Source organism: Luteibacter rhizovicinus DSM 16549, assembly GCF_001887595.1.
Lineage (GTDB): Bacteria > Pseudomonadota > Gammaproteobacteria > Xanthomonadales > Rhodanobacteraceae > Luteibacter > Luteibacter rhizovicinus.
In genome coordinates this window covers 590,561-603,931 of the sequence record NZ_CP017480.1, presented here as the reverse complement: position 1 = coordinate 603,931, position 13,371 = coordinate 590,561, and the positions used below count along the sequence as shown (strand labels likewise).

The 13,371-nt window shown below is 66.1% G+C and carries 9 protein-coding genes; 4 read left to right on the top strand and 5 right to left on the bottom strand.

Annotated features, from left to right (window positions below):
- The first annotated feature begins 2 nt into the window (after positions 1 to 2).
- A complete protein-coding gene (locus tag BJI69_RS02870; RefSeq protein ID WP_046969452.1) occupies positions 3 to 1,106 on the top strand; it encodes an SLC13 family permease in 1,104 nt (367 codons plus the stop codon).
- A 95-nt stretch (positions 1,107 to 1,201) separates the two neighbouring features.
- Here BJI69_RS02870 and BJI69_RS02865 read toward each other — a convergent pair whose 3' ends face one another.
- The 5 genes from BJI69_RS02865 to BJI69_RS02845 form a co-directional block, all read right to left on the bottom strand.
- Positions 1,202 to 2,485: a polyhydroxyalkanoate depolymerase gene (locus BJI69_RS02865; RefSeq protein ID WP_046969451.1), complete on the bottom strand. Its 1,284-nt coding sequence runs from the start codon at positions 2,483 to 2,485 to the stop codon at positions 1,202 to 1,204.
- Between the two features lie 80 nt (positions 2,486 to 2,565).
- Positions 2,566 to 3,330, bottom strand: coding sequence for a class I SAM-dependent methyltransferase (locus BJI69_RS02860; protein ID WP_046969450.1), 765 nt, complete (start codon positions 3,328 to 3,330; stop codon positions 2,566 to 2,568).
- Positions 3,331 to 3,360: 30 nt separating this feature from the next.
- Positions 3,361 to 5,637, bottom strand: coding sequence for a xanthine dehydrogenase family protein molybdopterin-binding subunit (locus tag BJI69_RS02855; RefSeq protein WP_046969449.1), 2,277 nt, complete (start codon positions 5,635 to 5,637; stop codon positions 3,361 to 3,363).
- Positions 5,634 to 6,179, bottom strand: a complete 546-nt coding sequence (locus tag BJI69_RS02850; protein WP_078022984.1) for a (2Fe-2S)-binding protein — start codon at positions 6,177 to 6,179, stop codon at positions 5,634 to 5,636. Before BJI69_RS02850 ends, BJI69_RS02855 begins: the two co-directional genes overlap by 4 nt.
- Positions 6,180 to 6,226: 47 nt before the next feature.
- Positions 6,227 to 7,540 (bottom strand): APC family permease, encoded by a 1,314-nt coding sequence (locus BJI69_RS02845; protein WP_046969448.1) that lies wholly within the window; start codon positions 7,538 to 7,540, stop codon positions 6,227 to 6,229.
- A gap of 295 nt (positions 7,541 to 7,835) precedes the next feature.
- Here BJI69_RS02845 and BJI69_RS02840 point away from each other — a divergent pair, with 295 nt between their 5' ends.
- From BJI69_RS02840 to murD, 3 genes are read left to right on the top strand one after another with little or no spacing between them, the layout of a single operon-like run.
- Positions 7,836 to 10,397 (top strand): bifunctional aspartate kinase/diaminopimelate decarboxylase, encoded by a 2,562-nt coding sequence (locus BJI69_RS02840; protein WP_046969489.1) that lies wholly within the window; start codon positions 7,836 to 7,838, stop codon positions 10,395 to 10,397.
- The gene (gene murL / locus BJI69_RS02835; RefSeq protein ID WP_244465341.1) at positions 10,394 to 11,758 is read left to right on the top strand and encodes a UDP-N-acetyl-alpha-D-muramoyl-L-alanyl-L-glutamate epimerase; all 1,365 of its coding nucleotides are present in this window, start codon (positions 10,394 to 10,396) and stop codon (positions 11,756 to 11,758) included. The genes BJI69_RS02840 and murL overlap by 4 nt, the downstream gene beginning before the upstream one ends.
- A complete protein-coding gene (gene murD / locus BJI69_RS02830) occupies positions 11,745 to 13,097 on the top strand; it encodes a UDP-N-acetylmuramoyl-L-alanine--D-glutamate ligase (RefSeq protein WP_046969447.1) in 1,353 nt (450 codons plus the stop codon). Before murL ends, murD begins: the two co-directional genes overlap by 14 nt.
- The last annotated feature ends 274 nt before the right edge of the window (positions 13,098 to 13,371 follow it).

Sequence of the window (13,371 nt, the reverse complement as noted above, 5' to 3'; positions counted from 1 at the left end):
CGATGAAGTGGTTGCCCGAATCGTTGCGCGCCCTGCGCCGCGACGTATTCTTTCTCGTTCTTCTGGCGGTGCTGGTCCTGTTGGCCATCGCCAAGCCCGCGCGCATTCCCGACTGGCCCTCCCTCGTGGACTGGCCGACCATCGCCGCACTCGCCGGCCTGTTGTTGTTGACCAAGGCCGTGGAAACCAGCGGCGCGCTCCATGTGGCCGGCCACTGGCTGATCGAACGGACGTCGACGAGGCGGATTGCGGCGCTCGGACTGGTCGCTGCGACGGCATTGCTGTCGATGCTGCTCACCAACGACGTGTCGCTCTTCGTCATGGTGCCGCTGACCCTGAGCATGTGTCGTATCGCGCGCATGCCCGCGACGCGCCTGGTGGTCTTCGAGGCGCTTGCGGTGAACGCGGGATCGATGCTCACGCCGATCGGCAATCCGCAGAACCTGTTCCTCTGGCAGCAGTGGAACAACGGCTTCGGTGCCTTCGTCTGGGCCATGCTGCCCTTGGTGGCGATCGCGCTGGTCCTGCTGCTGGCAGTCACGGCACTGGCCTTTCCGGGCACGGCGCTCCAGGTGCACGAGGAGAACGAGCAAGGCGTCGACCGGTCGCTGCTGATCGTCGCTGCGGTGCTCTACGTGCCCTTCCTCTTCCTTGCCGATTTCCATCATGCGGAGTGGGGTTTGCTCGGCGTGCTGGCTGTGTTCCTTGTCTTTCGCCGTCGGATCATCGCGAGCATCGACTGGGGCCTCCTGCTCACCTTCGTGCTGATGTTCATCGACCTGCGCATGCTGGCCGGCCTCGACAGTGTGAAGCAGTTCCTGGGCGGCCTTGGGTTGGACCAGCCGTCGCATCTTTACGCAACGGGCGCACTCGCCTCGCAAGTGGTCAGCAATGTGCCGGCGGCGATCCTGCTTGCGGAATATTCGAAGGACTGGCGCACGATCGCCTGGGGTGTGAACGCCGGCGGCTTCGGTTTCGTACTGGGTTCGCTGGCGAACCTGATCGCCTTGCGCCTCCTCGGCGAGCGCAAGGCCTGGGCAACCTTCCATCTCTGGTCGTTGCCGTTTTTTCTGGTCATCGGGCTGATTGGCTGGGCGCTGCTCTGATAGATACATGTGGGAGCCGCTTCAGCGGCGAAAAGCCAACGGAGCGGTGACGCCGAGCGCTCAATCGCCGATAAATCGGCTCCCACATTTAAAGATCAGGCCTTGCGGTTGCCCTTGGCGCCGGTGTTGCTGTTGCCCTTGTCGAACTTCGCGATGAAATCGCGGACGTCCGGGTAGACCACATCGCGCCAGCGGCGGCCGCTGAAGATGCCGTAGTGGCCGGCGCCTTCCACGGTGATGTGCTTCTTCAGCTTCTTCGGGATGCCTTTGCACAGGCCGTGCGCGGCTTCGGTCTGGCCGAGGCCGGAGATATCGTCGAGCTCGCCTTCGATGGTGAGCAGGGCGGTGTTCTTGATCTTCGCCGGCAGGACGCGCTCGCCGTGCACGTCCCACGTGCCCATTGGCAGGCGATGTTCCTGGAACACCGTTTCGATGGTGTCGAGGTAATACTCGGCCGGCATGTCGAGCACGGCGTTGTACTCGTCGTAGAACTTGCGATGCTGCTCGGCGTCGTCGAGATCGCCCTTGCGCAGGTTCTCGTAGAAGTCCCAGTGCGACATGACGTGGCGGCTCGGGTTCATCGCCAGGAAGCCCGCGTGCTGCAGGAAGCCGGGATAGACCTCACGGCCCGCGCCGGGATACTGATACGGCACCTTGTGGATGAGCTGGTTGCGAAACCACGACAGCGGCCGCGTCGTCGCCAGGTTATCCACGCTGGTGGGGCTCTTGCGCGTGTCGATCGGCCCACCCATGAGGGTGAGCGTCAGCGGCGTGTCTTCACCGCGGGCGGCCATCAGCGAGACGGCGGCGAGCACCGGCACGGTGGGCTGGCATACCGAGACGACGTGGGCGCGATGGACGCCGACGTGGCGGATGAACTCTTCGACGTACGAGACGTAATCGGCCAGCGAGAATGAACCCTCGTCGGTCGGGATCATGCGTGCGTCGACCCAGTCGGTGATGTACACCTTGTGGTCGCGCAGGAGCGTGCGCACGGTGTCGCGCAGCAGGGTCGAGTGGTGACCCGACAGCGGCGCCACGACGAGGACCGCCGGATCGTTCTTCATGCGGTCGACCGTGGCCTGGTCGTCGGAGAAGCGCTTGAAGCGCTTCAGCGTGCAGAATGGCTTGGCCATCGCGACCTGTTCGACGATGGCGACGTCGTGACCGTGCGCTTCCACCGTGTGGATGCCGAACTCGGGCTTTTCGTACGCCTTGCCCAGCCGGAACATCAGCTCGTAGCCCGCGGCGGCGCGGTCGGCGCCAGGCATGCGGGCGAACGGGCTGGCGATATCGCCAAACATCTTCGCGCTCGCTTCAGCCCAGTAGGTCAGGGGGCTGAGCATCGAGCGTTGGAATTCGTGCATGAGATAGAGCATGCAGGGTCCGGGGGGCGGGGAGGTGGCGCATCATAACCACTTGCGCCGCGTCATGTGTAAAGCCCCTGTTTTTGCTCGATTTAAGCTTGGGTCTTGCGGCAGACCAGCAGGACTTCGTCCACGCCCGGCCCGGGCGCGAAGCCCGGCGTGAAGGCCAGGGGCTTCTGGAAGCGCACGCCGAGGGGCATGAAAACCTTGTTGTACCACCACATGGCGCGGGCCCGTTGATGGGTGAGGTACCACTGGCCGATGTCGAGCAGCTTCGAGGATTTGGGCTGCATGCCGTAGACCGCGCTGCGCTCGATGGTGAAGCCGTGCCGCGCCAGCAGGGCCCGGATAGCTTCGGGCTCGTAGCGACGGTAGTGGCCGACGAAGTCGTCGAAGGCGGTCCAGGCCTCGGGATGGAGGGGCACCGAGAGCAGCAGCCGGGCGCCGGGCTCGGCCACGCGCGCGAGTTCGCCCAGCGCGCCTTCGTCGTCGACCACGTGCTCGAGGATGTCGAACGCGCAGACGAAGTCGAAGCTGGCATCGCGGAACGGTAGCGCGCCGATCATGGCGTTGGCGACCCTGGCCCCGTGCCGGGACAGCTCGGCCAGGGCCGGCCGGCTGAGGTCGACGAACTGGGTGTCCGCCAGCGGGAGCCGCGGGCGCAGGCCGGGGGCGACTTCGAGCCGGCGGGAGGTCTGCGCCGCCAGTTCCGACACCAGGGGCCAAGTGTTGAAGCGGTCCGGTGCGAACAGCTTCGCTTCCGACCAGAGCGCGTCATAGAAGCGCTTGTTGCTGCCGATCAGGTCGGCGTCGGTGCGTGGGGCAGGTGGGCCCGAGGTAAAGGATGCGACAGTCATGCGGTACCTCGGGCGGTGGAAAACGGCGAATCAGCGTAGGCGGGCGAACTCGCGAAGCAGGGGCAGGCGACGCACGCGTACGGCCGTGGCACGGAACACCGCGTTGGCCAGGGCCGGCGCCGCCGAGGGCACGCCGATCACACTGGCGCCCGTCGGGTCGGCCGTCGAGGGCACGATGAGGGTTTCGATCTCGTAGGGCAGCGGCTGGGTGGTGGCGATCGGGTAATCGCGGAATCCCGTCTGCTGCACTTTGCCATCCTTGATCGTGATGGCGAGGTTGAGGGCGGTGGACAGCGCGTCCATGGTCGCCCCCTGCAGCTGGGCCTCGAGACCCAGCGGATTGATGGCGCGGCCGACATCGGCCACGCAGACCACGCGGTGGATATCGATGCCATCGGTCGTGGGAGCCACTTCGATCGCGTGCGCCACGTAGGCGCCGAAGACGTAGGCACAGGCGATGCCCAGGCCGTTTTCGCTGCGCAGCCAGCGGCTCCAGTCGATCTTGTCGGCAGCCAGCTTGAGCACATTGGCCATGCGCGCGGTGTCGATCGGGCCGCCGCGGCCGCTATAGGGCAACTGGCGTGCGTCGCCGAGCATGGCGAGGCGGAAGTCGAGCGGGTTGGCCTTTACGGCGTGAGCCAGCTCGTCGATGAAGCTTTCCGAGGCGAAGGTGGGCGTCACGTGTGGCGAGCCGCGCCATTCGCCACGGGCGAGCTTCGAATCCAGGGGATACCAGTCGCTGCGGAAGTTCGGCACCAGACCGGCCGGCAAGGCGTCCGCGACCAATTCGGACTGCCACAGGCGGTTGTCCGGCGTGGCACGGCCCACGAGGGCGGACGGGCTGGCCATGCGCTGGTGCCAGCCGACGATCTTCTTGCCCTTGTCGAGCGAGGCATTCAGGCGATGCACGGCCATGGGCCGGTAGTAGTCGCGGGCGAGGTCGTCGTCACGGGTCCAGAGGACCTTCAGCGGGCGATTCCGAATCGCGTCGTCTTTCTTGGCCAGGGCGATCGCCATCGCTTCGGCGATGTAGTCATGCTCGAGCCGACGGCCGAAGCCGCCTCCGCCGCGCGGCACCTGGATATCGATCTGGTCCGGGCGGAACCCGGTCATTCGCTGTACGACGGCATACGCCTGACGCGGCGACTGGGTCGCGGCGATCACGGTCACGCTGGTATCCGGGTCCAGGCGGACGACGCAGTTGGGCGTTTCCGCCGTCGCATGCGCCACCCACGGCTGGAAATACGTGGCCTCGAGCGCTCGCACCGCTTTCTTGCGCGCGACGGCGATGTCGCCGTCCTCGCGCACGATGGTCGGCGTGAAAGCATCGTCGCCGAAGCGTTCCAGGGCTTTCTGCTCGAGCACGGAAGCGGATGGTTCGGGGTTGTCCCCGGCCTTCCAGGTGGCCTTGAGGGCAGCCCGGCCGGCCAGGGCCGACCAGGTGTCCTGGGCCAGCACGGCCAGCGCCGGCGCCTGGGCGGTCGTGCCTGGCGCCTGGCCCGGCTCGGGCGTGATCTCGATGACGGCGTAGACGCCAATGATCGCCTTTGCGGCGTCGCGGTCCGCGGTATCGAGCGAGCCGCCGGGGTAGGGGCAGCGTGCAAGCACGGCGATCACGGGATTGCCGAGACTGTCGTCCAGCGCATAACGCAGGTTGCCCGTGACCACGGCCGTCGCATCCACGTCGCCCGCGGGCTTGCCGATCAGCGTGTAGCGCTCCGCCGGCTTGAGGGGGGGCAGGGTCGTCGGTGCGTCGATACCCGCAGCGGCGCTGGCGAGATCGGCATAGGAGATCTTGCGACCGTCGGCGGCGACGGCCATGCCGTCTTCTCCGCGAAGCTGGTCGGCAGGCACGCCGAGGCGCCGCGCCGCCGCCTGCAGGAGCAGCCACCGCGCCAGTGCACCAGCCTGGCGCAAATCGGCCCAGGCGGCGGGAATGCTGGTGCCGTCGCCGCTGCGCTGGCGACCGTAGAGGAAGCGTGGCTCGCCGTTACCCTGCTCGACCCCGAGGCCGAGCGGCTCGACGACGACACGGTTCCAGTCCGCACCCATTTCTTCGGCGATGATCCGCGCCAGCGACGTCGATGTGCCTTCACCGTTGTCCGGATCGCGTACGCCGATGAAGATGCGACCGTCCGCGGCGACGCGCAGGTACGGACCGACCTGGCTCCAGGCGTCGCCCAGCAAGGCAACCGGCGTGGGCCGGTCGAGTGCTTCGGCACTACCGATGCCAATCACCAGGGCGCCCGCGGTACCGGCTGCGTACCTCAGGAATCGGCGACGGGAAAGCCGGATTTCACCGCTCATGCCTTGGAATCCTTCATCGTGCCTGCGGCGCGCTTAATCGCCTTGCGGATGCGGCCATAACTGCCGCAGCGGCAGAGATTGCCGATCTTGTCGATATCCGCGTCCGACGGATTTTTCTGGCGCGAGAGCAGATCCACCGCGGCCATGATCTGCCCCGGCTGGCAGAAGCCGCACATGATGGCGTCTTCGTCGATCCAGGCCTGCTGCACGGGATGCAACTTGCCGTCCGCGTCCGCCAGCCCTTCGACCGTGGTCACGCGCTTGCCGCTCATCTTTTCCATCTTCGTCTGGCAGGCGGCGACCGCCTTACCGTCGACGATCACCGTGCAGAAACCGCAATCGCCCTGGTCGCAGCCGTATTTGGCGCCGGTGAGGCGAAGCACGTCACGCAGATACCAGAGCAGGGGCATGCCCGCCTCGCCGGTGTGGCGATAGCGTTTGTCGTTGACGATGAGGTCGATGCCTTCGCGTACGGGTGTCGCCGGTTGACTGGCGTCCTTGGTGGGGACGGGTACGGGAGACGTCGGGCCTTGCTGTGCCATCTGCTTTCCTCAGCTGAACCGAGCCATTGTGGCATCGGTGCCCTTGTTCAGCGAGTCACTTTACTGAACAGGCGTCGCCAAACCGCATACACCGGCAGGCCGGCGAGGACGACGAGGCAAACCACGCCTGCGCTGAGCGGCTTGTCCAGGCTGTAGGCCACGACCACGCCGATGACCGCCACGAGGAACAGCAGTGGCAGCAACGGATAGGCGGGCGTGGCGAAAACCGGGCGTTCCTTGCTGCGTCGGCGATACCAGAACAGCGTGGCGATGGTGACCGCGTAGGCGGCCCAGTCGCCAAAGGTGGCGAAGTCGAGCAGCTGGCCGTAGTTGGCGGCGAGAACCAGCACGATAGCCCAGGCCGAGAGCATCATCAGCGCGATGTTCGGCGTGCGGTAGCGCGGATGCAGCCGCGCCACGCTGCTGAAGAACAGGCCGTCCTGACCCATGACCTGGAGCACGCGCGCACCGGCGACCAGGGTGATGTTGCAGAAGCCCAGCGTGGAAATGGCGATGCCGATCGCGATCAGCTTGGCACCCGGCGCGCCGAACACGCGGCTCATCACATCCGCCGCGGGCGCATGGCTGTTGGCCAGCCCATCGTGGCCGAGGACGGCCAGGTATGCGTAGTTGACCAACACATAGGCGGTGATCACCACGAGCATGCCGACGACCAGGGCGCGCGGCAGGGTGCGCTGCGGATCGCGTACCTCGCCGGCGAGATTGTTGAGGTAGCTGAAGCCGGAAAAAGCGAAAAGCACCGGGAGCAGGGCACCGGCGAGCGAGCCGGTCACTTCCGTCGGGCTGCTGGCCAGCGCCTGCGTGCTGCGCGCGCCGGCGAAGGCCAGGCCCGTGACGACGAGCACGGCGATAGCGGCCAGCTTGAGGATGGCGAAGACGTTCTGCACCTGTGCGCCGAAGCGGATGCCGAACAGGTTGATGCCGGTGACGAAGACCAGGGCGCCGACCGCGAGCGGCTTGACCAGGTCGGGCGAGAGGCCGAATACGGAGGTCGCATAGCTACCGAAGATGGTCGCCACGGCGGCGGCGCTTCCGCTGTAGATCACCAGCAACATGGTCCAGCCGAAGAGGAAACCGGCCAGTTTGCCGAAGGCCTCGCGCAGGTAGACATAGCTGCCACCGGCTTCCGGCCGTCGCGCGCCCAGCTCGGCGTAGCAGAGGCAGCCGATCAGGGTGAGCAGGCCGCCCGCCACCCACAGGCCGAGCAGCAGCCAGCCCGAGCCGGTGCGCTGCGCGACGATGCCCGGATTGAGGAAGATGCCGCCACCGATAATGCCGCCGACGACGATCAGCGCGGCGTCCATCAGGGTCAGGCGGCGGGCGTATCCGGGATTTTCCATGGGGTGCGGGGGCCTTCGTATAAGAAATGAAATAATGCCATGTGGGAGCCGCCTCAGCGGCGATGAGGACATGTAGGAGCCGATTCATCGGCGAAAAGCCAAAGGAGCGGCTTAGCGGGGGAGTCCATCGCCGGCATGGCCGGCTCCCTCCGTGAGCCACGACCCTGCCCCCCCATTCAGCCCCACATTGCCTTTTTCGCGTTGCAGCGCAACACTTCGGGGGTTTTTCACTGCAAAGAATCCCGTGAGCGAAAACGCAAACGCGACGTTGCCCGACAACGCGCCCTGGATCGTCATGAAGTTCGGCGGCACCTCGGTGGCCACCGCCGCACGCTGGCGCAATATCCTCGAGCTGGCTGCCAGCCGCCGCGCCGAAGGCGCGCGCGTGCTGATCGTGGTCTCGGCCTTGTCCGGCATCACGGACGGCCTGAAACAGCTTTGCACGCATGCGGATTCAAAACGCCGCTCGGACGCGGCCGCCGCCCTGGCCGATCGCCACCATGCCCTGCTCGGGGAGATGTCCCTGGCGATGCCGGACACCCTCGGCGCACGCCTGTCCGACCTTTCCGGCCTCGCGGAAGCGGGCGCGGCCGAGTTGGGTGAGCTGGCCTGGCAGGCTCGCGTGCAGGCGCACGGTGAACTGATGTCCAGCGCGCTGGGTGCGGCTTTCCTCAGTGCCAACGGCTTGCCGACCGCCTGGCTGGACGCGCGGGAATGCCTGCACTCGGTGGCCCTGCCCAACCAGAATGAGCGCACGCGCCTGCTCTCGGCGATGGTCGAGCCGCATCACGATCCGGCCCTGTCCGCAGCGCTTGCCGCACGCGGCGAGGTCTTCATCACCCAGGGCTTCATTGCCCGGGACGAGGCCGGTCGTACGGTGTTGCTCGGTCGCGGCGGCTCGGACACCTCGGCGGCGTACTTCGGCGCGTTGCTGGCCGCGTTGCGGGTGGAAATCTGGACCGACGTGGCCGGCATGTTCAGTGCCAACCCCCGTCAGGTCGCTGGCGCGCGCCTGCTCCAGCGCCTCGATTACGAAGAAGCCCAGGAAATCGCTTCCACCGGCGCGAAGGTGCTGCATCCGCGCTGCCTCTCGCCACTGCGCGAGCCGCGCGTGCCTTTGTTGATCAAGGACACCAACCGGCCCGAACTGGAAGGCACCTCGATCGGTCCCGAGGTGCGTGAGCACGCGCCGAGCATCAAGGCGATCAGCGCGCGTAAGGGCATCACGCTGGTGTCGATGGAGTCGGTCGGCATGTGGCAACAGGTCGGCTTCCTCGCCGACGTGTTCGATGCCTTCAAGCGCCACGGCCTGTCGGTGGACCTGATCGGCTCGGCCGAGACCAACGTCACCGTATCGCTGGATCCCACCGAGAACCTGCTCGATTCCGACGCGATCGCTGCCTTGGCGGCCGACCTGGCCCGCGTATGTCGGGTGAAGGTGATTGCACCGTGCGCGGCGATCACCCTGGTCGGTCGCGGCATGCGTTCCATGCTGCATAAGCTGTCGGGCGTGCTGGCCGAGTTCGGCCAGTTGCGCGTGCACCTGATCTCGCAGTCGTCGAACAACCTCAACATCACCTTCGTCGTCGACGAAGACGTGGTCGACGACATGCTCCCGCGCCTGCACGAACTGCTGATCGGGGCCGGCGCCCTGCGTACCGACGACAGCATGGTCTTCGGACCATCCTGGCAGACGCTTTACGGTGCCGGCGATCCGGTACTGCCCGCCGCGGCGTGGTGGCAGGGTGAGCGCGCGAAGCTGGTGCAGCTGGCCGAAGAGCGCACGCCTCGCTACGTCTATCACCTGCCGACCGTGCGCGCGCAGGCGCGCCGCGTGAAGTCGCTGCGTGCGGTGGATCGCGCGCATTACGCGGTGAAGGCAAACACGCATCCGGGCATCCTGAAGGTCCTGGCCGAGGAAGGCTTCGCGTTCGAGTGTGTGTCGCCGGGAGAACTCGCCGCCGTGTCGGCCGTGGTGCCGGACGACGTCCCTCTGCTGTTCACGCCGAATTTCGCCGCGCGTCGCGATTTCGAAGCGGCCCTGCGGACGCGCGCGACGATCACGATCGATGCCCTGCATCCCATCGAACACTGGGGCGAGATGTTCGCCGGCCGCGAGATCATGCTGCGCGTGGATCTCGGTCGTGGTCTCGGTCACCACGACAAGGTGAAAACCGGTGGCACCGGCAGCAAGTTCGGTGTCCCCATCGAGCATCTGGATCGCTTCCTCCGCCTGGCGGACCTGGCCGGTGCGCGGGTGATCGGACTGCATGCCCACCTGGGCTCGGGCATCCTCGATGCGGCTCACTGGGGCGAGGTCTACTCGCAGCTCGCCTCGCTGGCGGAGCGCATCGGGACCATCCGCGTGCTCAACATCGGTGGCGGCCTGGGCGTGCCTTCGCATCCCGGTGAGACGGCGCTGGACATGTCGGCACTCGATCGCGTGCTCACGGCGGTGCGTCAGGCCTACCCGCAGTTCGACCTGTGGATGGAGCCGGGACGTTACCTCGTGGCGGACGCGGGCGTACTGCTGGCCAAGGTGACCCAGGAGAAAGAGAAGGGCGCCGGCATGCGCTATCTCGGCCTCGACACGGGCATGAACAGCCTGATCCGCCCGGCGCTGTACGATGCCTGGCACGAAATTACCAATCTCAGCCGCTACGGCGAGGCCGCCACCACGATGTACCAGGTGGTCGGGCCGATCTGTGAGTCAGGCGATATCCTCGGTTCGGACAGGCGTTTGCCCGAGTCGAAGGAGGATGATGTGGTGCTGGTGGCGCAGGGTGGCGCTTATGGCGCCGCGATGTCCTCTCGCTACAACCTGCGTGATGAAGCCGACGAGGTGCTCCTGCCGTGACCGATGTGACCCTTAAGGACAGCCCCATCGATCCGCGCGCAAGCCAGCGCTTTCGCTTCGTTCGCCATGGCTTTGCCGATGGCGTCGCCGAGCTCGTCTACGCCTTCGATGACGGTCCGGAACTGATCGAGCGCGTGACCTTCCCCGGTGCACCCACGGTGCCGGCGGAGCGCGAGGCCGCGTTCGCCGCCGCCCTGCGCCTGCTCCATCTCGTCGCCGGCGTCAGCTACTACAAGGCGGGTATCCCGGAGACGATCATCGTCGAAGGCGAGTCGCTCGATGAAGACAGCGCCTCGATGCTCGATGCGCTGTATTTGCACGGCCTGGCCGAGTTCGCCTATCGCAACCGGCTCGATCTGCGTTCCCGTATCGCCTTCCCGTTCGAAAGCAAGGCGGCCGCACGCGCGCCGGCGATCGGACTGCCGCGCCGCTCGCTGCTGCCGATCGGCGGCGGCAAGGATTCGGTGGTGGCCGTCGAGGCGGTGAAGTCGATCGGCGCCGATGCGACGGCGACCTGGGTCGGCAACTCGCCGCTGATCGCCGAGTGCGCGGCGCGGACGGGCTTGTCCACGTTGAATATCTCGCGCGAACTCGCCCCGGGGCTGTTCGAGCTCAATCGTCTTGGTGCATGGAATGGCCACATTCCCGTCACCGCGATCAACTCGGTGATCCTCACCGTGGCCGCGGTGCTGTACGGCTACGACTCGGTGGTCTTCGCCAACGAACGGTCCGCGTCCGTCGCGACCCTCGAGTACGAAGGCCAGGAAGTGAATCACCAGTGGAGCAAGGGCTTCGGTTTCGAGAAGACCCTGCACGACTACATCCACACGCATGTGGCCGCCGATCTCGACTACTGCTCGCTGCTTCGTCCGTGGTCCGAACTGGCGGTGACCAGTGCGTTTGCGCGCCTGGGCGGCGCGTATTTCGACGTCTTCTCCAGCTGCAACCGCAATTTCCGCATCCTCGGCCCCAAGCCGGCGGATCGCTGGTGCGGGCAGTGTCCGAAGTGCCATTTCGTCTTCCTCGCGCTGGCGCCGTTCATGGCCAAGCCAAGGCTGGTGTCGATCTTCGGGCGCAACCTGCTCGATGACGACGCGCTGGCCGGTGCGTTCGACGCGCTGCTGGAATACAAGGATCACAAGCCCTTCGAGTGCGTGGGCGAAGGTGCCGAAGCGCGCGCCGCGCTGGCTTCGCTGGCTGAGCGTCCGGAGTGGCGTGAGGATGCGCTGGTCTCCCGCTTCCGCCGCGAGATCCTGCCGCAACTCGATCGCGAGGAACTCGCACTGGAGCCGTGGCTGAAACCGGGTGCGTCGCATCTTGTGCCACAGCGGCTGCTCGGAGCGCTGGATGCATTGGGCTGATCTCGCAGGGCGACGGCTTGCCGTCTGGGGTTTCGGTCGCGAGGGTCGCGCTGCGCTGAATGCGCTGGCGCGGCACTTGCCGGCGCAGGCGGTCAATCTCTACTGCGCGGCGGATGAAGTCGACGCAGCCCGTGCCGCGTTTCCTGGCCTTGCCGTTCATGGCGTGGCGCCGGATGCCGAGGCACTTGCGTCGTATGACGTCGTCATCAAGTCACCGGGCATTTCCGCGTACAAGCCGGAACTACTCGATGCGCAGGCGCGCGGTACCCGCTTCACCTCCGGCACTGCGCTGTGGTTCGCTGGTCACCCGATGGCGAAGACCATCGCGGTGACGGGAACCAAGGGTAAGAGCACGACGTCGGCCTTGATCGCCCATCTCGCTCGTTCGATCGGGGTGCGCACCGCGCTCGTCGGCAACATCGGCCTTCCGTTGCTCGAGATGGACGACGATACGGCCGACCTCTGGGTGATCGAGCTGTCCAGTTTTCAGACGGCCGAAGCATCGGGCGTGAACCTCGGTGTCGTGACCAGCCTGTACGAAGAACATCTGGACTGGCATGGCTCGCGCGAGCGTTACGTCGACGACAAGCTAAAGCTGCTTGCTTCGTCGGAGGAGGTGCTCGTCAACGCGATGCAGCCTGCGCTGCTTGTCCGCGCTGCCGATCATCCCGCGTTGCATACCTTCGGGGATATCGCGCACTGGCATGTGGCGGACGGCTGGATTCGTCGTGGCGACGAAGACGTGATTCGCGCCGATCGTGTATCCGCTCCGGGGCTGCACAATGCGATCAATGCGTGTGCTGCGCTGGCAGCGCTCGAAATTATGGGCCTTGACGCTCGCGCCGCCGCGCCGGCCTTGTCGAGCTTTGCACCGCTGCCGCATCGCCTGCAGCCTCTGGGTAAACGTGACGGTCTCGACTGGATCAACGATTCGATCAGCACGACGCCATTGGCTAGCCTTGCTGCGTTGGAAACGGTCGGTAACGTGCGCACCGCGTTGATTGTCGGCGGTCACGATCGCGGACTCGACTGGGCGCCGTTCGTCGACGCCATGCGCCATCATGCGCCCGAAGCGATCGTTTGCCAGGGACGCAATGGGCCGCGGATCGCGGATGCGCTGGAGGCGGCGGGTGTGCCCAACGTCTATCGCGCGATGGATCTCGCGGCAGCCGTAGGCGCTGCGCGCGATGCGCTACGCGGCGATGGTGTTGTCGTGTTGTCGCCCGGTGCGCCGAGCTTCGATCAGTTTCGCGACTATGCGGAGCGTGGGAAGCGTTTTGCTGAACTTGCCGGCTTCGAATCCGACGCCGCGCATATTCTAGGTCTCGGCATCGGCTGATTGTTTATCGAGCGAGGCCTGGACAATCTCGGTGTGTCGCTACGTCCTCCGAGTACCTTCGCCTGCATAAGTCATGGGATGCCCTTCTTTAGTCTGGATGAACCATTCAGGAGGAAGGGCCATGAAGCGAAAGCGTTATTCGTCCGTGTGCGCGCTACTGGCGTTGTCGCTGCCAACGGCGGCTTGTGCTGGTTCAGTCATCGTCGATCCCCTTAGTGCCGGGACTGTCACTCAGGCGGCGCCCGTCGCGGGGTGTACCGAGGCACAGATCGGG